This window comes from Enterococcus casseliflavus (assembly GCF_029215545.1).
GTDB lineage: Bacteria > Bacillota > Bacilli > Lactobacillales > Enterococcaceae > Enterococcus_D > Enterococcus_D casseliflavus.
On the sequence record NZ_CP119393.1, the window covers coordinates 2,410,959 to 2,434,050 of the forward strand.

Below are 23,092 nucleotides of genomic sequence, written 5' to 3' on the forward strand. Positions count from 1 at the left end.
ATTCAATGATTATGAAAGAGCTTACTAAATTTGTCCAAAAATAGAAAAAAGTTACAATACCTTTCTTTTTTGAAAGCGTTTATAATAAAGAAGAGATATAGGGGGGATACCATGACGATTTTACGCACGGTCTTAGTCGTTGATGATGAGGCAACGATCCGAGATGGGTTGAAACATATGATACGTTGGGAGCAAGAAGGGTTCCGTCTCTTAGGCGATGCAGCGAACGGGCAAGAAGCATTGGCGCTGATCCATGAACTGAATCCCGACATCGTGATCACAGATTTGAAAATGCCACAAATGGATGGTCTTCAACTCACAACGATCATTCAACAACAATATCCTGAAGTCCATTTTTTGGTCTTGAGCAGCTACGATGATTTCCAATACGTCAGTCAGTCTTTTAGAAATGGTGCCGTAGATTATCTTTTAAAACCGACACTGACACCGACACTCTTGTTGAAGACGCTGCACAACATCTCACAAAAGCTGTCACATACGAAAGGCTCCGTGACTGAGGAGACGCAGCTGCAAGAATCGTTGAATCGCTATTTAGCAGGGTATGAAGAACCGTTGGCTCCTTTGGCGGACTACCTTGCATTAGATCAGTCGCAACAGCAAGCCCAAATTTTGACCACCAATTTTAGCGGCTTTCGTGCCAATGATCAGCTGCTACATGCATTGACGGAATTTACTCAATCACAACCGCAGGTAAAGACGCTCTTTTTTCAAACCAGTAACAAAGATGCCGGCTTAGTGATCAGTTATCCAGAAGGAACGAATTTTTATTCTTCTTTGAAAGAAACGTTGGAACAATTGCGTTTTACCGAGCCAGACGCCTTCTTTACTCTCAGTGTGCCCTTTCAAAAGATTGAACAGTTGCGGGACCATTTTGTGACCCTTAAAGCCAAAAGCCAAGGACAATCGTTTTTTTATAAACGACAACGGTTGGTGCCAGAACAAGAACTCTTTTTGTACATCGAAAGTGATCGCTTTGATACGAAGAAGTTCTTGCGGGCTTTGTTAGACAACAACTTTTTGTTAGGAATCACCAGAATCGAGGAATATTTTAATGACATGATTTTATCCAATGTCGATCCGACATTCTTAAAACAACAGGCCAGCAGTATTTTTTACACGTTACTGTCCCGCTTGGAAGAAGAATTTCCCACTGCTCCACGCTTTAGCCGCTTAAAAGCCGAATTTTTGCATGCCATCGGTCACGTGCAGTATTTGGAAGATTTTTCTGATTTGTTGTTGGCGACCATTGATGATATTCGTCAACAGTTGACGACCTTATCACCGCTGGATGAAGATGATCTACTCGTTGCGATTCAGCGCTTTATTCAAGACAACTACACCAAAAGTCTGTCTTTGTCTGAACTAGCTGAAACCTTTCATTTTAGTTACACCTATCTTTCGGCTTTTCTTTCTGCGAAACTGAAAATGAGCTTTTCTGAGTATGTAAAGAAAACCCGCTTGGATAAAGCCAAAGAACTACTGACACAATCTGATCTGAATCTATCTGAAATCAGTGAAGCGGTCGGGTATTCGGATATCAGCTATTTCTCTCGCATCTTTAAGAAAGAATGTCAGGTCACCCCATCGAAGTATCGGCGGTTGAATCAATTATGAAAATCAACCAATGGATTCAGAAAAATGAATTATTCAGTCGGATCTTCCTCTTTGTTGTCGTCGGGGTCATTAGTGTTTGTCTGCTAACTGTCGTCGTGATCTATGGTCGCTCGAAAGATGCCTATGTTGCTTCGTACCAGAGTTCCAATCAGCTGCTACTGGAAAAAATCCAAGAAGATTATGAGCGTCTGAACGAGAATATCCATCGAATTTTTGATATCGTCGATGAAAGCAAAGCCGTTGAAACTTACTTAGAAGGCGACATGAATCAAGGCCGTACGATTTTAGAATTAAACGAGCAATTAAAAGACACTCGCTCTTTGTTTCAAGACATCCCCTCGAATTTAGTGTTGATTGGGGTCAACGGGGGCACTTTCTTTCAAAACGATGCGGTTCGCAATCAATCAGTAGATGATTTTCTCGCCAGTGCCTTTATCCAGCAGATCAATAACAATGACGCCATCAGTCAATATTATTTCTTGGACCAAGGATTAAGTACCTCCACCAGCGACTCCCCTGGCTTGATGTACGTGCGCAAATTAATGAAAGAAGAAACGATTTTCGGCTATGCCCTGATTTTCTTAAAAGAATCCGATTTTTCTTCGATCTATCGTCAACTCTTAGATACCAGTCTCCACTCGATCTATATCGTCAATGAACAAAATCAAATTCTTTCCACTTCTGATCCGAGCCTTTTAGGCAAGCCGTTTGAAGATCGCCTCGTCACGGTCAAAAGAGATACTAGCATCAATCAGCTGCCCCTTTATTCGTATCATTTTACTTTTTACGATGTTTTGGATGAATCGCATCTAGTACGCAATATGAATCTGATCAAGCCAGCTCTTTTGATTTCTGTCGTCAGTATTTTACTCTTTAGTCTGCTGGCATTTTGGATCATCCGCAACATCACCCAACCGATTTATCAGCTGATCGCCAAGCTGCCTGCGGTCACACAAGGCGATTTCAGCGACAAGGTTACCATCAACGGGACGTACGAAACGCGAGAATTAGGGCGTGCGTATAACTTGATGCTAGAGGACTTGGAATCTTATGTCGACCATTTAATGGTTACAGAAGCCGAAAAACGCAAGTTCGAGATCCGCTCGTTGCAAATGCAGATCCAACCGCATTTTGTCTACAACACATTGACTGCCATCAAGTTTTTGATCTGGCAAAACGAACAAGAAGCCGCCACACAAGCGATTGAAAGCTTTGTCCAATTGTTGCGGCACACCTTTAACCGCAAAGAGATCGTCCCCTTAAAGGATGAGCTAGCGATCGTAGAAGAATACCTCGTGTTAATGAACGTACGTTACGGCAATCGCATCCAATCAACGATTTTTTCAGAAGATGGCTGCGAAGATATTCTCGTACCGAAGATGATTTTGCAACCGATTATCGAAAATGCCTACCTGCATGCCTTTCCCGAAGAGGATTCAGGTTTGATCCAGATTTTTTCTCGCGTCAGTAAGGAAGGTCTGAAAATTGAGATCATCGATACGGGCATCGGGTTCAATGAAGAGCACCCAACCAGCACCGCCAACCATTTTGAACACTATTCGGGTATTGGCTTGGACAATATTGATCAGCGTATCAAGCTGCTCTATGGGGAAAAATACGGATTGACTGTAGAATCACGCATCAACGAAGGAACCACCGTTCGCTTGCTGCTGCCGATCCAGCGGGAGGAACAAAACTGAGCCAAAGAACTGGTTCTGCACTTTGCCGTTAGTTCTTCAATGCTTCGTTCACTACAAAAAACCTACCGTCCTTGATAGATACCCATCAAGAACGGTAGGTTTTGTTTCCTTATTCAAAGACGGTCATTTCTTGTCCGTCAATAGTGATCAAGCTGCCAAAAGGATATCGTTGCGCATTTGCAAAGCTTCGATTGCGAAACAGCACCTGAACCTTTTCCAACCCTTCCATACAAATTCGATAACCGCTTCCTTCTGGTTCAATAGAAATTGTTCCAGCTGGCACGCCCTGCTGATCACAGACTTCAGCAGAAACTGCTTCCGTTATTTCAAAGGCATGAACGATCAGGTTTTTGGTGTAGTCATAGGCGGCGGTCTGTTCAACGCTTCCTTCAATGATCAGTGAATTCGGTCGTACCATCAACGGTAGATTGAAATAGTCATAGCGTTCTTCCCACCATTTTTGGCCTTCATAGCGTTTGTTGTCTAAATAATTTGTCCAAGTTCCAGCTGGCAGATAGAACGGAACCTTTCCTTGCTCATTAAAAATCGGCGCAACTAGTAAGCGATCCCCCAGCATATACTGCTTATCAATGGCATAAACTGTCGGATCCTCTGGAAACTCTAGCATCAATGGACGCATCAGGGGAATGCCCGTTTTTGCAGTGGCTGCTGCTTGACGATAAATATAAGGCATTAGGCGGTTTTTCAATTTTGAAAAAGATTGACTGACTTTTGCTGCTTCTTCGCCAAAATTCCATGGTACCCGATATTCAACATTGCCATGGTAACGACTGTGGGTCGACAATAAACCAAATTGCGTCCAACGTTTATACAAGTCGGGGGTCGCTTGTTCTTCAAACCCGCCGATATCATGGCTCCAAAATCCAAAACCAGATAAGACAAAGGATAAGCCCCCACGCAGAGACTCTGCCATCGAAGAATATTCAGATAAATTGTCGCCTCCCCAATGGACAGGAAATTTTTGGGAACCGACAGAAGCAGAACGGGCAAAAAGAACGGCTTGATTTTCCCGCATTTCCGCCAGCAGTTCAAAGACGGTTTCATTGTATAGATAGGCGTAATAATTGTGCATTTTTTTCGGATCTGATCCGTCATAATAGACGGCATCTTCAGGGATCCGCTCACCGAAATCCGTCTTAAAGGAATCAACACCTAATTCAATCAATTTCTTTAAGCGATCTTTATACCATTGACGAGCCTCTGGGTTGGTAAAATCAATGATCCCTTGTCCAGCTTGCCAAAGATCCCACTGCCAGACTTCACCTGCTTGGTTCTTAATAAAGTACCCTTTCTCTTTGCATTCTTGATATACAGAGGCTTTTTGCCCAATGTAAGGGTTGATCCATAAACTGACTTTTAATCCTTTCTCATGGATTTTCTTTAGTAATCCTTTCGGATCAGGAAACAATTCGTCATTCCATTCAAACCCACACCATTCAAATTCCTTCATCCAGAAACAATCAAAATGAAAGACATCAAAAGGAATATCACGAGCTTGCATTTCATCGATAAAGTGCATCACTGTTTCTTCACTATAATCAGTCGTAAATGAAGTGGATAGCCATAAGCCAAAAGACCATGCTGGCGGTAAGGCGGGTTTTCCTGTCATGTCGGTGTACTTTTCTAGAATGGCTTTCATATCTGGTCCATAGATGATGTAATAGTCCAGACGCTGCCCCTCGACACTGAATTGCGTGCGGGAAACGTTCTCAGAAGCCACTTCAAAGGAAACCGCTTCGGGATGATCAACAAAAATACCGTAGCCTTTATTCGTTAAATAAAACGGAATATTTTTGTATGCCTGCTCGCTACCCGTACCACCGTCTTGATTCCAAATATCAACGGTTTGACCGTTCTTGATAAAAGGAGTGAACCGTTCCCCTAATCCGTAAACAAGTTCATAAGGATCTAGCGAAAGCTGTTCTCGCATATACTGCTTGCCATCATTTCCCGAAATTTTAGCCTGTGCTTTAGGCATGGAAGAAGTCAACAAGCTACCTTCTCCGAAAAAGTCGATTTTAAAAGCCGCTTGTTTAGGGACTTTCGCTTCCAATGATCCAGATTTGAAGATATACATGTCTTCGTTATCGGTATCGATCTTCACGTCTGCCGGTTGAGTATCTAGTGCAAACGACGGGGCCTGCATCGTCTGGTCATGATGCACCAAGCTGACTTTGATCACATCGTTTTGCGGAGTCGAAAACGTGAGTGTGGTTAAACCAAGGTTCAAGGTATCGCCACGCCGCTGAATCTCTTGATAGGGCAGATAAAGGGTCAATTGCTCCTTTTCTACCTTATGATCATAAGCAATTCGGGGATGTTCGAGTTGGACGCCTTCTTTTGCCAGCCAATAGCCATTTGTAAATTTCATCTTCTTTTCCTCCTACTTTACTGCACCATCTGAGATGCCTTTCACTACATGTTTTTGCAAGGCAATAAACAAGAGAATGATTGGCAGAACAACGATCACCAGAGCGGCTAGCGCTAAATGCCATTGCTTGTTAAATTCGCCGAAGAAATAAAACATCCGCAAGGGAATCGTATACATTCCGGCTTTATTAATACTTAATGAAGGCAATAAATAGTCATTCCAAAACCACAATGTATTCAAAACAATCACCGTTACCGTCGTTGGTTTCAACAAAGGCAATATTACTTTCCAATAAATCTGAAAGGTATTCGCCCCATCAATGATCGCTGCTTCATCCAGCGAACGTGGAATGCCTCTTAACGCACCATAATACAAAAAAGTCGACATACTGACAGCCAATCCCAAGTACATTATCATTAGACCCGGCTGATTTAACAAATTCATTCGTCCAAAAAGAGAAATCAGTGGAATCATGATCCCTTGAAAAGGGATCAGCAAGCCGATGGCAACAACAAAATAGAGGACTGAACTTAAGCGGCTGGTATTTCTCGATAAAGCGTATGCTGCCATTGAAGAAACAAAGACCACCAAGATCAAAGAACCGACAGTAATCAACAATGAATTCATTAAACTTCTGATGAAATCCAGTTTTTCTAACGCCTCTTGATAATTCTCAAAGGACAATCCGCCAGGCAGCGACAACGTACTCTGAAAGATCTCTGCTTTTGTTTTAAATGAATTGATCACGATCAAGAAAAACGGATAAAACCATAAGCACGCAAGTAAAAGACCACTTACGATCAGCAGACTGTGCTGCAGCTTTTTTTTCTTCTGCCGTCTACTTTTTGTATTCCCCTTTTTAGTAGAGGAGTGACGAGTCTCGATCATGCGCTGATCTCCTTTCTGCGGGTAATTGAGATTTGAATAATAGAAATAATGACAATGATCACCAGAAATATCATCGCTTTTGACTGAGCAAAGCCCATTTTTCTCATTGAAAAAGCTTCATTGTAAATATTCATGGCTGCCATCTGAGTCGAATTGAACGGTCCGCCCTGTGTCAACGCCAAGTTTTGATCATAGATTTTAAAGGCATTTGACAGCGTCAAAAACAATGTTACGGTAAACGCGGGCATCAGCATGGGTAGTTTGATTCGGAAAAAGACTTGTAGCGGATTGGCGCCGTCCATATCTGCTGCTTCTAAAATTTCTTCTGGAATATTATTTAGAAACGAAATATAGATCAACATCATATACCCGCTCATCTGCCAGACGAACAAGATAACCAAACCCCAAAAACCTGTTTCTGGTGTATTCAACCAGCCATTAAAAAAATTGATCCCAGTCAAATCGGCGATACTCTCGAATGCTTTGTTAAAAATAAATTGCCATATAAATCCTAGTATGATCCCACCAATTAAGTTCGGCATGAAAAAGACGGTCCGAAATAGAGTGGTCCAGCGTCCCAGTTTTTGCGTGACTAAAGTTGCTAACAACAGCGCGATGACATTGATCAAGATCACACTGTAAACAGAAAATTTCGCCGTGAACAACAAGCTGTTAATGAACGCCTGATCTTTAAAAGCGCGCAAGTAGTTTTCCAATCCGATAAAGTCGCTGATCGTATTGCCGTTCCAGTTGGTCAGTGAGTAATATCCCCCTGTAAATAAAGGAATAAACAGAACGACCAATAATGCGACGAATGCCGGTGCTAGCAGCAGCCAAAATGATTTTGAACGATTTGTTAACATACAGCTCCTCCTATGATTTCCTTGATTTTGCCTATCCTGCGCGCATCACTGCAGGATAGGCATCACTTTGGTTATTGACGTTCTTGCGCCCAGCTGCTTTTCAGCTGATCAGTAAACTCATTCCATGAGATTTGATCGGCTGCATAAGCCTGGAACTGAACCCCAAAAATATTTTGTCCGTATCCATCTGGATAAGAGTTATGGACCCAAGGAACCGTTTGGCCATTCGTTAAATACGTATAAATGTCATTGGACAACGGATCAGAAATATCGTCACTGGAGAAGTTCGTATAAGCTGGAATAAACTCAAAATCATCGATGATCGCGGTCATCGCCTCTTCATCGGTATACATCCATGTCAAAAATTGTATGGAGGCATTGATCACTTCTTGTTCCTTATCTTTGTTGACACCCCAATACCAAGCTGGTCCGGCTACGATTTTGCTGCCGTCTCCCACTTGCATTGGGACGATCGCTAATTTTTCTTTTGCAAATGTATCATCCAAGCTGTTTAATGTAGGAACGATCCAATTGCCTTGATGAATGATGGCAACCTTCTCACTGGCAAATAATTCTTCGACTGAAGTGCTGTAATCCATTGATTCCAACGGTTGAGCATTGTATTGGATCGCCAGATCAGCGTAATCTTTCAGTTGTGCCTCATAAGTTAAATGAAGCTCTTTGGCTTCCAGTGTTTCTTTCAAGCTATCATTAAATTCAGGTGCAAAAAAGTTCGAACTGAATTGACTGGAAACCCATGTTTCACCGCCGCTGAAGCCGAATACACCGTCTAATCCTAACTCTTCTTTCTTGCTATCTAACGTTTCTACTGCCTCCTTAAAATCGGCAAATGTTTCAATCGCTTCACTATCGATTCCCGCTTGCTGAAACAGCTCTTTATTGATCAGCCAACCGTAGCCTTCGATATTCATCGGCAAGCCATAGACTGTCTCATTCAGTGTTGCCCCTTCCAACGTTCCCTCAATTGCTTTTTGGGCTAATTCTGTTTCCCCAAGGTCATATAACTTGTGTTCCCATGTTTGCGTATCTGCTAGTTCCCCCAGCATAAAAATGTCCGGTTCATCACCAGATGAAAATTTTGATTGGAGAGCCGCTGTGGCGTCCGTTCCTCCACCTACAGTAGTCATATTGATTTTTATATCCTCATGGCTTTCTTCAAAAGCCGCAACCAATCGATCCATCTGTTCTGCAGTCTCTGTCTTGATGTTAAAAACTTCTAGTGTTACACTACCATCATCTGAGGTACCGCTTCCAGAATTTCCGCAACCAGCAATTCCGATCACACTTAACATAGTAGCAGCCGTCAACAAAATTCTCTTTTTCATCATTGTTCCCTCCTCAATCAATTCGATCACAAATTGATTATATTGATATTTCGGCCCTTCTGTAATCGTTATCTTAACCGAAATACCTTGTAATATTGATGAAAATGGAGGAGACAGATGGTAACCCAACCCTATATTTTTACGCCAAACCCTAGTGAATATGATATTGATACTTCTTTAAAAGAGATCACGGAACATGGTGACAGCTTGTTTCCAGTCAGTGTTTATTTGACAAATCATCCTGCTGATCAAGCAAATATGATTCACACCCATTGGCATCGCGAGCTCGAAATCCTGTATATTTTTCGAGGAAAGATGGAAATAAAGGTCGAAGGTGTTTCTTATATCGCTAAAGAAGGCGAGCTTGTATTTATCCCTGCCAATCAGCTACATGAGGCATTAAATTATCAGCAAACAGCTTGTACCTTCTTTGCTATCGTCTTTGACTCGACCTTTATTGAGAGCCGCGTCTCTGATTTGATCCAGCAGTCCTATCTGGACCCGTTGCTTCATTCCGCGGATCAGCAAGCGATTCATATCACAAGTGATTTCGTTTCTCATATGAACATTCAACAGGCATTGACTCATATTATAGATTTATTTGCATTAAAGGAACCATTGTATGAGCTGGCGATCAAAGCGGAACTCTTTTTATTTATTAAATATCTTTGTCAAAATACCCAATACATTAACCGCAATAAGAAACCTATCGACAGTAAAAGCAAACTCAATACGTACAAATGCAAGAAAATCCTACTTTTTATTGAAGAAAATTATCAACGTCCAGTGGCACTTGAGGAAATCAGTCAATATATTGGCTATAGCAAAGAACATTTCTGCCGTTTTTTTAAAAGAAATTTCCAGATGAGCTTTTTTACCTATCTAAATAAGTTCCGCATCAAAAAAGCGGAGTATCTCTTACTCCATACGGATTTAAAAATCATCGAAATCGCATTGGAAACTGGGTTTGATGATCCGAATTACTTTACGACACTTTTCAAAAGGGAGACCACTTTGACCCCTTCCAACTATCGCAAACGACCGAGCAACACCACGAGTTTATAATTCTGAAAATCAATAAAACAAGGGTATCCCGCTAGTTGAAAAAGCGGAACACCCTTGTTTACTTTTTATAAATGAACTGGCTTAAGCCAAATCTTCCCCATTTGAGGCAATCACTTTTTTGTACCAATAAAAGGATTGCTTTTTGCTGCGGGCTAATGTGCCATTGCCTTCATTGTCGCGATCGACATAGATATAGCCATAGCGTTTCTTCATTTCTCCGGTTCCTGCAGAAACCAAATCGATACAGCCCCATGAAGTATAGCCCAACAGTTCCACACCGTCTTGGTCAATGGCTTCTTTCATCGCAGCGATATGCGCACGTAAATAGTCGATGCGATACACATCATTAATTTTTCCATCTTCGTTTGGTGTATCCACCGCTCCTAGACCATTTTCGACGATGAAAAGCGGTTTTTGGTAACGATCATAAAGATCATTCATTGTGATCCGTAAGCCAAGCGGATCAATCTGCCAGCCCCATTCCGACGCTTCTAAATACGGGTTTTTAATGGTCGGGAACAAGTTGCCTTCCGTTTTCTCAACACCAGAATCTTCTGAAGCTGCGACCCGAGAGGCATAGTAAGAAAAGGAAATAAAATCGACGGTATGGGCTTTTAATAAAGCCGCATCTTCGGCGGTTTGTTCCAAAGTGATTCCTTTTTCCGCTAGCATCTTCAAACCATAATTTGGATATTCTCCTCGCGATTGCACATCGATAAAGAAATAGTTGCCGCGATCGCTTTTTTTGCTTTCCCAGACATCTTTCGGATTGCAGCTGTAAGGATAATAACTAGCCGCTGCCAGCATACAGCCTACTTTGTTTTCTGGATCGATCTCGTGGGCGATTTTCGTTGCCAACGCACTAGCGACTAATTCATGATGAGCAGCTTGGTATTTGATTTGTTCTTCATTTTCGCCTTCAGCAAAGGTCAGCCCTGCACCGAGAAACGGGGCATGCAAGATCATATTGATTTCATTAAAGGTCAGCCAGTACTTCACCAATCCTTTGTAGCGAGTGAAGATCGCCCGACAAAGATTTTCATAAAAGGTGATCATCTTACGGTTGCGCCAACCGCCATATTCTTTGATCAAATGGATCGGACAGTCAAAATGCGTGATCGTCACCAAGGGTTCGATTTGGTATTTACGGCACTCCAAAAACAGTTCTTCATAAAAGCGCAAGCCTTCTTCATTAGGGGTTTCTTCGTCGCCCTTCGGAAAAATTCTTGACCAAGCAATCGATAAACGATAGGTTTTAAAGCCCATCTCCGCAAATAAGGCGATATCTTCTTTGAAATGATGGTACATATCAATCGCTTCTTTTGCTGGATAGAAATACCCTTCTTCAAAGGCAAGCATCTCACGATTGCCGGTAATGACTGCTCGTCGGTCCTTGCCAGTCGGAATCACATCGACATTGGCAAGTCCACGCCCCCCTTGATCAAAACCGCCTTCACATTGATTGGCGGCTGTTGCGCCGCCCCATAAAAAATTTTCTGGAAATCCCATGTCTTATTCTCCTTTTTTAGCCGATCACTTTGATGATTTGATCGCCAAACGTAATCGGACCACTGTTTGCCGTCAAAATGTCGCCCACTTCTGCACTGTTAGTGATAACGATTGGCGTGATCACTGGATAGCCTTTTTCTTTGATAAACTCGATATCAAATGTAATCAATGGATCACCAACTGATACTTTTTGCCCTTTTTCTGCTTGATAGGCATAGCCTTCGCCATTCAATTGCACTGTATCGATCCCGACATGAATCAACAGCTCAATGCCTTCCTCACTGGTCAAGCCAATGGCATGCTTGGAATCAAAGACTGCTGTGACAATCCCGTTGACTGGTGCTAGCACTTCTCCAACGGTTGGCTCGATCGCTACCCCTTGTCCAAGAATTTCTTCTGAAAACATGCCGTCATTGACTGCTTGTAGGCTTTTTAGTTCCCCTTTTAAAGGTGCTTTGATCTCCGCGCCGCTGATTTGATGGGTTGGTTCTTGTTCTTTGTCAGCTGGTGTTGCTTCAGGTGCTTCTTCTGTAACAGGGTCTTTGTATAAGAATAATGTCGCAATAAATGTGACCACGATACTGATTGCCGCACCGATACAGGCATTGGTCAAATGACGTAAGGTGTCATCGCCGATATAGCTTGGCAAAGTCAATAGGCCTGGTGAGCCGCCTGAGAAATTACGGACACGCATGATTCCCATAAACAGACCCCCAAATCCGCCACCGATCATTGCTGCATACAAAGGTGTTTTAAATCGTAAGTTGACCCCATACAACGCTGGTTCAGTGATGCCGAATAGACCTGTCAGACCTGCAGAAAATGCCAATTGTTTGATCGTAGAATCTTTTGATTTGAAACCAACGCCGATAGCTGCAGCTCCCTGACTGACGTTTGAAGCCAGCATGCCAGGATAGATCACTGTATCATAACCTGTGGTCATTCGGTTGTTGATACCGATAGGAACCAATCCATAGTGGGTACCCGTTGCCACGAACAATGGGGTGAAGGCACCGATCAATAACGGAACGATCCATGGGCTGACCGTTTCTAAGGCTTGGATCCCTGCGGAAATCGCTTCACTGATCATATAGCCTAGAGGACCTAAAGCAACTAATGCTACCGTCCCTACGACGAAGATCGTCAGCAACGGTTTGCTAAAGAATTTGATTGCTTTTGGTGAGACCTTATCAGCAATCGGTTCAACGTAAGACATGAACCAGACACTTAAGATGATGGGGATCACCGATGATGAATAGGTCACTGGTGAAATCGGCAAACCGAACAAATGGATGCCGCCACCTGACTCATTGACTGCTGTCACCATACCGATGAAGTTGGGATGCAGTAAAATTCCACCCACCATCATCGCCAGATACATGTTGGCTTTGAACTTTTGCGCAGAAGAAGCAGCCAGTAGAATCGGTAAGAAGTAGAACGCAGCATCTGCCATAAAGTTTAGGATTTGGTAACTTTGACTTTCTGCCGTCAAGACATTGAAGACCACCAACAACGAAAGGACCGCTTTTAACATCCCAGCTGCCGTGATGGCTGGCAAGATCGGGGTGAAGATCCCTGTGATCGTATCGATAATTTTCGCTACACGTCCCCGATCGTCTTCTTCTGTTTCTTGATCACTAGTCAAATTGGTTTGGGCAGTGATTTCGTTGTAGACATTGCCAACATCACTGCCGATGATCACTTGGTACTGTCCGCCCTTGTTGACCACACCCATGATGCCTGGTGTGTGTTTTAAAGTGCTTTCTTGTGGTTTGCTGTCATCTTTCAAGTTGAAGCGCAAGCGGGTCGCACAATGGGTCAAGCTTTGGATATTTTCTTCCCCACCAACATTGGTGATGATCGTTTTTGCTAACTCTTTGTAATTCATGTCGTTCCTCCTATTTTGGTCCTTCGTTTGCTTTTCGTGTGTCAAAACATAAAAAAATACCTAAACGAACCCCTTGGGAGTTCATTTAGGTATAGCCTGCCAATCCAGTAACAATCCTAAGCACTTGTTATTCGTTTGATGTGTATAGTTAAATAGATCAATTCGTCTTCTTCTAACGGTCTACCGAATTCTTTGTTGATGTAGTCGCTGATTTTCAGCGCACACGCATATTCCTTCATATAGCGGTCTTTCAACATAAAAATAAAACTGCCGGTTCCTGCATCATCGAGCTTTGTTCCGCTGAATAAGCGCTGGACAAAAAATTTCAAATGGGTCACAAAGCGTTCGTAGTTCAATGAATACTCATCAAGCTCCATTGAAAAATGATATTTAACGATGTTTAGGATATGCTGAATGATCTTCGCCATTTCCGATACTTGACTGACCTGCGCCATATCCAACTCCGCATTGACGATGTGCAATGCTATGAAGCCGGCTTCATCTTCTGGCAGCTCGATCGCCAAGCGATTTTTGATGATCGATAACGCTTCTTTGCCAATGAGGTATTCATGGTTATAAAACCGCTTGATTTCCCATAGCAAGGCATTTTTGATTTCCATGCCATTTTGATAGCGCTCGATAGCATAATTGATATGATCGGTCAGCGTCAGAAATAATTTTTCGCTCAATTTTTTCCCAAGGGAAACTTTTGCAAAACTGATGATCTCATTCGCTACTTGAATATGTTCGATAGGGATAGAAGAAAGTAATTGGGTTAGTTTTGTGACATTCCACTCTTGTGTACTGAGATAGACTTTTTCAATCTTGGTATCGTCGATCACATCGCCTGGCTTTTTCTTAAAGCCTAAGCCTTTGCCCATGACGACCAATTCTTGTTTTTCCTCATTCTCAGAAATCACAATGTTGTTATTGATCACTTTTGTTACGTTCATTTTAACGACCCTATTCTTCTTTAGATTTCTTCACACAAAAAAATAGGTATAGCCCGCCTAAAGCGGTAACAATCCTCAGAGCCAGTGTAGCATGAGAAAAATCACTCGTCAATGGGGATTTTTAACCGCTTGTTTAAAAGCAGAAAACAGCGCTGCTGCCATTTGAGTCTTTGGCAGAACGCTGTTCACTGGTTTATGGCTCACTAACTCTCTTTGTGAGAGATGAATTAGATACGATTTTCGTGGTCAGCAGTTTTGACTAAGTTTGCACCCACCAACCCACCGATTGACGTAAGAACGAGTCCTAAGACCATTGCCACAAAGCCCCAAATGGATGCTTTGGCTGTTGCATCACTTGCTTCTTCCGCTTTTTGACGAGCGTCTTCCACTGCTTGGTCAATGTCTTGTTTGGCTTGTTCAAGATTTTGTTGCGCATTTTCGATTTGTTTTTGCGCTTCATCAGAAGCATCTTGTAAGCCGTTCACGATATTGTTCGTTGCTTCTTCTGCTTCTTGTTGGCTTAGATCTGTGTTTTGAGCCACTGCATTTGAGATTGCTTCTTTATCGACTGAATCACCGATCGTTGTAGCACGATCTTGTAATTTGCTTGCTAAATCATCAATGATTTTATCAGCATCATTTGGATTGGTTGCAATGTCTTTGCCAGCATCTTTGATATCATTTGTCGCGTCAGACAATTGGTTTTGCAAGTAGTCTGGTTGCAATTCAGGAACATCGGTATCTTGTAAAACATCATTGACGTTCGCTTGTAATTCATCTGTATTGACGTCTTCCATGTTTCCTGTTATTTCATCGAAGGCTTTTGAAGCGACATCGCCAGCACCAGAGGCCACTGTTTCAACACCACTACCGACAGCAGAAGCAACGTTTCCTAAAAGTGACCCGACTACAGAAAAAGCACCGATCGTTAAGTAAGAAAGCATAACCATCATCACGATCATACTTGTTGCCCATGTTAAGAAACCATGAACCAATCCGACACGTCGAGCAGCAACACCAGAAACAAAACCAGCACCGAATAATGCCAAGACGAAGGTAATCACTGTCCAAATCAATAATCCTGTCCCAACACCATCTAATGGGTTATTAGAGGTTGGTTCCACCATACCAAAACCGATTGCTGAGCCAATCATTGACAGTGTCATGAACAATGCGATAAATGTTACGACCCCTGCAAAGATAGACCCCCAAGACAAATTATAGCCTGCCTCCCGCTCATCTGAACCTAAATAATTTCTAAATCCTCTTTTCATCATTACATCCCCTTTTTGTTTTTTTAACCTGAATTAAGTCTAACAATTGATTGTTTTTTTATCAATCAACTCGACTTGCGCTATCTTTTTGTAAGAAAAATGAATGAATCTGAATTGTTTGACTATTTATTAAAATAATGCCTCTCAAGGCAATTGTTTTTTATCTGAGGAAAGCTATTTCACCCCCTGCGTCAAGCCTTCCCCAACCTTATGGAAAAGTAGCCAAGCTGGTTATTGCTACTTATAGTTTCAAAGAACCTGTCATGCCTTTCACAAAGCCTTTTTGCATAAACAAAAACAATACCAACGTTGGGATCGTTGCAATCACGATTGCCAGCATTTGAACGCCATAATTTGGTACGTAACTGGCTGACGATAAATTGGAAATCAGCAATGTCATGGTTTGACGACTTTCCGTTTGCAAAAAGACCAGTGGTAGCAAATAGCTGTTCCATGCGTTCATAAAGGCATAGATGGCAGCGGCAGCATAGGTCGAGCGCATCATAGGGAAAACGATCCGGAAAAATATCGTGTACTCTGTTGCCCCCTCGATGCGACTCGCATCTAAAATACCGTCAGGAAAAGACTTGAAGTTCTGGCGAAAAAAGAAAATCAGAAACAGGTTATTGACCAATGGCAAAATGACCGCCACGTGCTGATTGACTAGCTGCATTCCTGCCATCATTTTAAACAATGGGATCACCAAAGTTGCCAGTGGCACCATCATACATAGCAGAAAAACCGCATAAATCCCTTCACTCGCCCGCGTTCGAAACTTCTCAAATCCAAAGGCAGCCAAAGAAGTGACCAGTAGACTGACAAGGACGGTGATCAATGAAATCTTGATGGAATTCCACATGATCAATGGGATGTCGTAATTGCTGAACAGCACCTGAAAATTGCTTGCTAGCTGATTCCCAAAAGTCAGCTTCCCTTCGGCAACTTGATTGGCGGTATTGGTAGAGCCCACCATCATCCAGTAAAACGGAAAAATCGAAAAAAACGAGACGATCAGTAAAAAACCATATTTTATGCATCCACTTAAAGTAACTTTCATAGCTGCTCCTTTCTATCGCTTTTATTGATTCGTTTTCGAGAGTTTCAACTGGATCACAGATAAAAGAGCGATGATGATCACTAAGACCCACGACAGCGTAGCCGAATACCCAAAATTTGACGTATAGACAAAGGAGTGATTATAGATCAGTTGGGCGACAGTCAACGTCTCATTGGATGGGCCACCACCTGTTAGATTAACCACTTCATCAAAGAGTTGGATCGTCCCAATGGTGGAGGTGATGGTTGTAAAAACGATCACCGGCTTCAGCTGCGGGATCACTACGAAAAAGAACTTTTGAAACCCATTCGCCCCATCGATCGCAGCAGCTTCTAAAGTGTCATCCGAGATATTTTGCAATCCTGCCAAATAAAAAATCATGTTATAGCCTGTCCAACGCCAGCACAGGGCAATAATAACGGTCAGTTTTGCTAAAAACGGATTATTTAGCCAATCTAGCGGTTGCGTGATCAAGCCAATGTTCAGCAGCCCTTGATTAACGATCCCGCCAATTTGAAACATCATTTTAAATAAAACTGCATAGGAAACCAGCGAGGTGACACAGGGTAGAAACAACGCCAATTTAAAGAAGGAGCGTCCTACAAGCTTCGGCGTGTTCAAAACAAACGCCAGCAGAAGACCCAACAACACCATGATCGGTACTTGAAAGATCAGAAAGATAAAATTATTGAGTAAAGCTTTTTGAAAAATCGTATCCTGCAGCATACGCAGGTAATTGCCGAAGCCGACAAAAACCGATTGCAGTCCCTGCATACGATGCAGGGAAAGATATAAGGAATAGACGATGGGATACAGCAAAAAGACACTACTGAATACTAAAGAAAGGCCAATAAATCCCCAGACTTGTTGGTTTTTGGGGCGCTTTTTTCTGATCGTATTTTGCATATTCATCACTCCTTAAGCAACACAAGTCGGCTATTCGCCGACTTGCATCTTGTAGGTGTTTTCTGCTTCTGTCAACATATCATCTAAGGACATGGCACCATCAAAATAGCTTTGCATTCCCCCACGCAAGGCATCCACTGCCGCTTGGGTATTTACCCCGTAATCAACGGCGGGGATGTCCGCCATCCAACTAGAGAAATCTTTATAGATTGGGGCGTCATTAAAGAAAGGATCTTCATATTGATAAGCTTCTCCTTCTTGTGAGGGTAGGTAAGTCCCCACTGCCCCATTTTCTACTAAAATCTCTTGATAGAATTCATCATTCCCAGCAAATTCTTGTTTGAGAAAATCAATGGCCAACGCTTTATTTGGTGAGTCATTGAGCACCAACCAGCTAGAACCACCCAAGTTCGAGTAAGGTGTCGCTCCAGACACTGTCTCTAATTGGGGAAGATTCGTATAGCCCCATTTTCCTTTTTGATCTTCTGCGGATCGGATTGTCGCAGAAAACCAGATGGCTGAATTGACTGCTGCCACTTCTCCACTCGTCACTGCACCGATCCCTTCTGGCGCAAAATAATCTACTGGTTTTGCCAACTCTTTTTCTTCGATCGTCTTCAGGATCGGCAGCATTTCACGAATAGCAGGATTGTCTTTCAAGAATATGTTTCCGTCTTCATCAAAATACCATAATCCGGCTGACTGCATCGCCATCTGGATATAATGAGTGCCGCGATTTGGAATAAACGCGACGAACCATTTCCCCGTTTTTTCTTTGACTGTCTCACCAATCTCCACAAATTTGGACCAGGTTAGATTGGTGAGTTCACTTTCATCGATCCCCGCTTCACTTAAATACTCTTTGCGGTAGTAGAGTCCAGCAGAACCTGAATCAAAGGGAACCGCATAAACGCCGTCTTGATAGGTCGCATTCGTTACTTTGTAAGGAGCAAATTGGTCAAAGTCAATGTCTTCCGATAATTCTGCAAATTTTCCTTCGTAGTTCAGCAAATAGTTCTGCACGTCATAGTCATCCATCAAAACGATGTCAGGCAAACCTTCGGAGACCCCTGAAGTAAAGGATGAAACCATTTTTTGCTTGGTATCCTCGTTGGACATCTCGACGACATTAAGGTCGATTGCGTCATTGTCCGCATTGTAATATTCCCCGGCTTTTTCCATAATTGGAATATTAAAATTTGTGTCCCAAGCCCAAACAGTTAGCGTATTCTCATCTGTACTGGCAAAATCTTGTGAATCTGCTGTTTCTTGATTTCCTCCACAACCAGCGAACAACAACCCTGTGACAATTACTAGCAAGAACAAGCTACTTTTTTTCATTTTTCTCCCTCCAATATGATTCTCTCCTCATCCCCCGATAGCATAAAAATAAAGTAAGCGCTTACCATTACACCAATTATAAAGAATGATGTTCATAATTGAAAATAATTGGATCGTTCCTCTCGTTTTACCAAAAAACCACCTTCGCCCAAGGCAAAGGTGGTTATCTGCTTATTTTTCTTCATTTAGGCGATCTGGCATCATGTTTTCCATAAAACCCCAAACGCCGTTTTGTAATACGAGTTCCTCACGTTCGTAAGTAGAAACCGTGGTGCGGATCAATTCATCTTGACCGTCTAAGACTTTTTGTCCCCAATGAGGATCGATCAACAATGCCCGGCCCACTGCTACAAAGTCTGCATGTTTTAGCAAGCCCGCGGCATCTTTCGATGTTCGGACATCCCCTACACCAATCAAAGGAACCCGCTGAGCGATTTTTTCATAGACATACGCCAACATCGATTTTTCTTGGTACGCTTTTGAAATCGATTTGCGGGTATAATCCGCAAGGGAGATGTGCAGATAGTCTAATCCTTTTTCTGCCAGTTGGTCCACTAAGAACAACGTATCTTCAAAGCGAATCCCTGGTTCTTCGAATTCTTCCGGTGAAAAACGATAACCGACGATAAACTCCTTCACACCTGATTGGTCCACTGTTTCCAATACTTCATCGACGAGCTTCTCAATAAAACGATAACGGTTCTCTAGTGAGCCACCCCATTCATCGGACCGACGATTTGAGTGAGGAGAAAAGAATTGTTGGATCAAATACGTATTGGCTCCGTGGAGTTCTACGCCATCAAACCCCGCCTTGATCGCCCGTTCGGTAGCTTTTTTAAAGTTTTCAATAATCGTTAAAATCTCATCTACTGTGACTTCTCGGGGAACCTGGGCATTTGATCGTTCGGCAGCAACTGCGCTGGCAGAAATCGGTTGTGTTCCTCGTAGGACCGAGTCATCCGTCATCCGACCGGCATGAAAAATCTGTAAAATAGCTTTGGTCCCATTGGTTTTGATGGTGCTGGCTAATTTACTTAATCCAGGTAAAAAGGCATCGTCGTAAGCGCCTAATTCCCCTTCCCAGCCCTTGCCATCTTCTTGGACATTGGCTGCCGCTGTGATGACTGCTCCGACTTCCCCAGAGCGTAAGCCATAGTAAGCCAACTCATCTTTCGTAATCACCCCATCAAAGAAGGACATCTTGGTCGTCATTGGTGCCATAATGATTCGATTTTTCAACTGCAATCCGCGCTTAAATGTTGCTTTGTCTGTTACATTTCGCATGGGTTTCCCACCTTTTCCATTGGATTCATTTCGCTTTGTAGATCTGACTGGCTTAGTTGCCCAAGGAGATCCTTAAAACAAATCGGTGTATCTTTTTTCTTTTTATCAAAATATACATGCACATGCATCTATATTACAAAAGAATCAAGGAGAAAACAAGTGAAAAACATCATTAGTCCAGCATTTCCTCCAAGACTTTTTCAAAAACGACTTTTGAACGCTGCAGTTTCTTTTCACCTGATTGGGTCAAATCAATATAGATTCCCCGCTTATCATCTTGACAAGAATGCCGTTCGATCACACCGCACAGCTTGTCTTCCATGCGCATGATCATACGTGACATCGCACTTTGACTAAGATCAAAATGGGCGATCAAATCATTGAGGCGCATGCTATGATTGGGGGTCTTTTCTAAGTAATAAAGCACGTAATACTCATTCAAAGACAGATTGCTTTCTGCTTTGAGGGCTTGCTCCAAACGAGCCTCGATCGCTTGATGCTGATTCGTAAAGGCTAACCATTGCCCCATCCGTTCTTTTTCCATCCTCTTCACCACCCATTCTTCTATACCAAGGTATTTTAATCTAGATCCCTGCGTTACGCAAGTCGCCAGAAAAGGCTAACACTTTATTATACAAAATTAGCCAGCTACTGCGGGCGTTCATGAATGTTTTATGATAGAATTGACGAAAAATTCAGCAAAAACTTCCTGTTCTTTCTCAATATTCTATACTACAATAGCTTTAACACCAAAGAATATTTAAGCACTATATCAGCAAAATTGTGCATTCCGACACAATAATTTGCTTGTTTTAGATGTTCTAATATTCTAAGGAAAGGATGAAGCAAACGATGAAAAAAACATTTTCTTTGATTGGGGCACTAACACTCGTCAGTTTGGGGCTTTTGACAGGTTGTAACAACGAAAAAGATACTGCTCAGTCAACCAGCGAGCTAAGCCAGAGTCGTGTGTCTACTGAAAGCAAACAAAGTACGTCGACGCAAACGACTGAAAGCAGCTCCTTAGCGTCAACCTCTACTTCAAAAACTTCGACCACAAGCCAGCAATCGACGGGCCACTCTGACACAATGCAAACGACAGCAAGCTCAGCTTCCAACGAGTTTCCATATGCCGTTGATCTTTCCCAATATGGCCCTACACTGACTTTTCACTTCAACGGTTTCAATGTACCAGATACTGTCACGATTCAAAATACGACTCCAATGATCATTTCGATTCCCGACAGAATTAGTTATGAAGCACAAGTCGATACGATCGCGACAAAGGAGATTCGCATCTTTTCAGCAAATGACAATGGGATTCGTACAGTAAAAGTGAATACCCAGTTGACCTTTGCAAAAGAGATCACACCCAATAGCAATCCTGATTTTAACCAAAACCTGTACCTATTTACAAATAAGGAGGGTGGTCTATCTTTGATCACGCCGAACTATGCGGGAAATGTCAGCGATGACCAACGAGATGTGATGTTAGAAGTACTTCAATAAACGAAAAACAGGGAAACGAAGCGTGCTTCGTTTCCCTGTTTCGTTACCCGATCATCACGGTTTCATCAGGATATTTGTAGCCAGCTTCTTGTTTGTTGGCTTTTTTCATCAATGAAAAAGCAACGGTCATGATGCCGACTCGACCAATGAACATCAAAAAAATGATCAAAAGTTTGCCAAAAACCGACAAGTAAGGCGTCAACCCCATGGTCAACCCCACCGTTCCAAAAGCGGAAAAAACTTCAAAGGCAATGGTTGGCAACCCAAAGTTTGGGGTTTGCGGCATACTCTCAGTGATCGACAACAAGAAAATCGCTACGAAGCATAACGTCAAGGTAAGGAAGAACAACGTAAAGGCACGCGATACAGCAGATTCTTTGATCGTGCGACCAAAAACTTCCGCTCGACTGCGCCCTTTCAATAAGCTGCGGATCTTGATGATCAAGACCGCAAATGTCGTTGTCTTCAATCCCCCAGCAGTTGATCCAGAGGTGCCGCCGATATACATTAAAATCATCGTCAGCATCAGGCCTGCTTGACTCATTTGTCCGTAATCAATACTGAAAAATCCAGCGGTTCTTGGGGTGACCGCTAAGAAGAGGTATTGGAAAAAACGTTCGATGACCGAGTCACCCGTGATCAACTGTGAATTGGCTTCGGTCAAAAAGAACCCTGCCGTTCCAAAAACCACCAAAACGATCATAGCGATCCATGCCAAGCGGCTATGCAGAGACCTTTTTTTGGACGCCGTATGCAGGAGATCGAACCAAACGAGAAACCCCAGACCACCGGCGATGATCAAGAAACTGATGACCCCCAGCACAAATGGGTCGTTTTGAAACCCTACCATGCTGTTGCCGAACAAATCAAACCCAGCATTACAAAAGGCCGAGATCGCATGAAAAACACTGTACCAAAGGCCTTGCTCCCAACCAAAACGGGGCACGAATGCAAAAGCCAGCAAGATGATCCCACTGACTTGGATCAAAAAGGCGATCCGAATCAGGTACCATGCCAAATGGATTTCTCCAGACATTCGGTCCAGATTCAATGATTCCCGCAAAATCATCCGAGTACTAAGATGGACTCTTTTTCTCGCCAAGATGTAAAAGAAGACGGGAATCGACATGAAGCCGATCCCACCGATCTCAATCAGCATCAGCAAGATCCCTTGGCCCCACAGGTTGTAATGATCGGCTACGGTCAAGGTCGAAAGACCCGTCACGCAAACAGCCGATGTGGCAGTAAACAGCGCATCTAAAAAGTTGGTGCCTTCACCACTTTGGGTGACAGCCGGCAGCATCAGCAAGCCAGTTCCTGCCAATATCAGCAAAACGAAGACCAGTGTGACGATCTGCGGAATCAAAAAGCGTTGCGATGCCAGCTTTTTTTTCAAACGATTTCTTTTTTTCATTTTCATTTCCTTTGACCTTTTGCAAAAACCAATGTCTTAGTAATCCAAGTTTATTGCATTTGTTTTTT

18 protein-coding genes are annotated in these 23,092 nt (G+C 42.7%); 4 read left to right on the forward strand and 14 right to left on the reverse strand.

The window, feature by feature from the left end:
* Positions 1–111: 111 nt before the first annotated feature.
* Together P0G38_RS11635 and P0G38_RS11640 are read left to right on the forward strand one after the other, a co-directional pair.
* On the forward strand, positions 112–1,635 hold the full coding sequence (locus tag P0G38_RS11635) for a response regulator transcription factor (RefSeq protein WP_074535058.1): 1,524 nt from the start codon (positions 112–114) through the stop codon (positions 1,633–1,635).
* On the forward strand, positions 1,632–3,335 hold the full coding sequence (locus tag P0G38_RS11640) for a sensor histidine kinase (protein ID WP_074535057.1): 1,704 nt from the start codon (positions 1,632–1,634) through the stop codon (positions 3,333–3,335). Before P0G38_RS11635 ends, P0G38_RS11640 begins: the two co-directional genes overlap by 4 nt.
* A gap of 109 nt (positions 3,336–3,444) precedes the next feature.
* Here P0G38_RS11640 and yicI read toward each other — a convergent pair whose 3' ends face one another.
* The 4 genes from yicI to P0G38_RS11660 all read right to left on the reverse strand — a co-directional run bounded on the left by yicI (position 3,445) and on the right by P0G38_RS11660 (position 8,824).
* The gene (gene yicI, locus P0G38_RS11645) at positions 3,445–5,727 is read right to left on the reverse strand and encodes an alpha-xylosidase (RefSeq protein ID WP_074535056.1); all 2,283 of its coding nucleotides are present in this window, start codon (positions 5,725–5,727) and stop codon (positions 3,445–3,447) included.
* Between the two features lie 12 nt (positions 5,728–5,739).
* Positions 5,740–6,615 (reverse strand): carbohydrate ABC transporter permease, encoded by an 876-nt coding sequence (locus P0G38_RS11650; protein ID WP_008378845.1) that lies wholly within the window; start codon positions 6,613–6,615, stop codon positions 5,740–5,742.
* Positions 6,612–7,478: a carbohydrate ABC transporter permease gene (locus tag P0G38_RS11655; protein ID WP_008378847.1), complete on the reverse strand. Its 867-nt coding sequence runs from the start codon at positions 7,476–7,478 to the stop codon at positions 6,612–6,614. Before P0G38_RS11655 ends, P0G38_RS11650 begins: the two co-directional genes overlap by 4 nt.
* Before the next feature lie 71 nt (positions 7,479–7,549).
* Entirely contained in the window at positions 7,550–8,824 is a 1,275-nt protein-coding gene (locus P0G38_RS11660; RefSeq protein ID WP_275851216.1) for an ABC transporter substrate-binding protein, read from the reverse strand.
* A 117-nt stretch (positions 8,825–8,941) separates the two neighbouring features.
* Between P0G38_RS11660 and P0G38_RS11665 the strand changes: the two genes are divergently transcribed.
* Complete coding sequence (locus P0G38_RS11665; protein ID WP_074535054.1) at positions 8,942–9,889, forward strand: AraC family transcriptional regulator; 948 nt, start codon at positions 8,942–8,944, stop codon at positions 9,887–9,889.
* Between the two features lie 81 nt (positions 9,890–9,970).
* On the opposite strand, the gene P0G38_RS11670 is transcribed toward P0G38_RS11665, so the two are convergent.
* From P0G38_RS11670 to P0G38_RS11710, 9 genes are all read right to left on the reverse strand, one after another.
* Positions 9,971–11,398 carry a 6-phospho-beta-glucosidase gene (locus P0G38_RS11670; RefSeq protein WP_074535053.1) on the reverse strand — a complete coding sequence of 476 codons (1,428 nt, stop codon included), beginning with the start codon at positions 11,396–11,398 and terminating at the stop codon, positions 9,971–9,973.
* A 16-nt stretch (positions 11,399–11,414) separates the two neighbouring features.
* Positions 11,415–13,286, reverse strand: a complete 1,872-nt coding sequence (locus P0G38_RS11675; protein ID WP_218212784.1) for a beta-glucoside-specific PTS transporter subunit IIABC — start codon at positions 13,284–13,286, stop codon at positions 11,415–11,417.
* Between the two features lie 116 nt (positions 13,287–13,402).
* Positions 13,403–14,239 carry a BglG family transcription antiterminator LicT gene (gene licT, locus P0G38_RS11680; RefSeq protein ID WP_074535051.1) on the reverse strand — a complete coding sequence of 279 codons (837 nt, stop codon included), beginning with the start codon at positions 14,237–14,239 and terminating at the stop codon, positions 13,403–13,405.
* Positions 14,240–14,466: 227 nt separating this feature from the next.
* Positions 14,467–15,513 carry a DUF2189 domain-containing protein gene (locus tag P0G38_RS11685; protein ID WP_172462567.1) on the reverse strand — a complete coding sequence of 349 codons (1,047 nt, stop codon included), beginning with the start codon at positions 15,511–15,513 and terminating at the stop codon, positions 14,467–14,469.
* A 241-nt stretch (positions 15,514–15,754) separates the two neighbouring features.
* Positions 15,755–16,570, reverse strand: a complete 816-nt coding sequence (locus tag P0G38_RS11690) for a carbohydrate ABC transporter permease (protein WP_015509354.1) — start codon at positions 16,568–16,570, stop codon at positions 15,755–15,757.
* 21 nt (positions 16,571–16,591) lie between these two features.
* The gene (locus P0G38_RS11695) at positions 16,592–17,476 is read right to left on the reverse strand and encodes a carbohydrate ABC transporter permease (RefSeq protein ID WP_074535050.1); all 885 of its coding nucleotides are present in this window, start codon (positions 17,474–17,476) and stop codon (positions 16,592–16,594) included.
* Positions 17,477–17,506: 30 nt separating this feature from the next.
* On the reverse strand, positions 17,507–18,817 hold the full coding sequence (locus P0G38_RS11700) for an ABC transporter substrate-binding protein (RefSeq protein WP_275851230.1): 1,311 nt from the start codon (positions 18,815–18,817) through the stop codon (positions 17,507–17,509).
* Between the two features lie 171 nt (positions 18,818–18,988).
* Positions 18,989–20,101, reverse strand: coding sequence for an NADH-dependent flavin oxidoreductase (locus P0G38_RS11705; protein ID WP_275851233.1), 1,113 nt, complete (start codon positions 20,099–20,101; stop codon positions 18,989–18,991).
* A gap of 172 nt (positions 20,102–20,273) precedes the next feature.
* Positions 20,274–20,645 (reverse strand): MarR family winged helix-turn-helix transcriptional regulator, encoded by a 372-nt coding sequence (locus tag P0G38_RS11710; protein WP_010747832.1) that lies wholly within the window; start codon positions 20,643–20,645, stop codon positions 20,274–20,276.
* A 308-nt stretch (positions 20,646–20,953) separates the two neighbouring features.
* Between P0G38_RS11710 and P0G38_RS11715 the strand changes: the two genes are divergently transcribed.
* Positions 20,954–21,610, forward strand: a complete 657-nt coding sequence (locus tag P0G38_RS11715; RefSeq protein WP_074535047.1) for a hypothetical protein — start codon at positions 20,954–20,956, stop codon at positions 21,608–21,610.
* Positions 21,611–21,653: 43 nt separating this feature from the next.
* Here the strand turns inward: P0G38_RS11715 and P0G38_RS11720 are convergent, their stop codons facing one another.
* Positions 21,654–23,030 carry a TrkH family potassium uptake protein gene (locus P0G38_RS11720; RefSeq protein ID WP_034869953.1) on the reverse strand — a complete coding sequence of 459 codons (1,377 nt, stop codon included), beginning with the start codon at positions 23,028–23,030 and terminating at the stop codon, positions 21,654–21,656.
* Positions 23,031–23,092 lie beyond the last annotated feature (62 nt).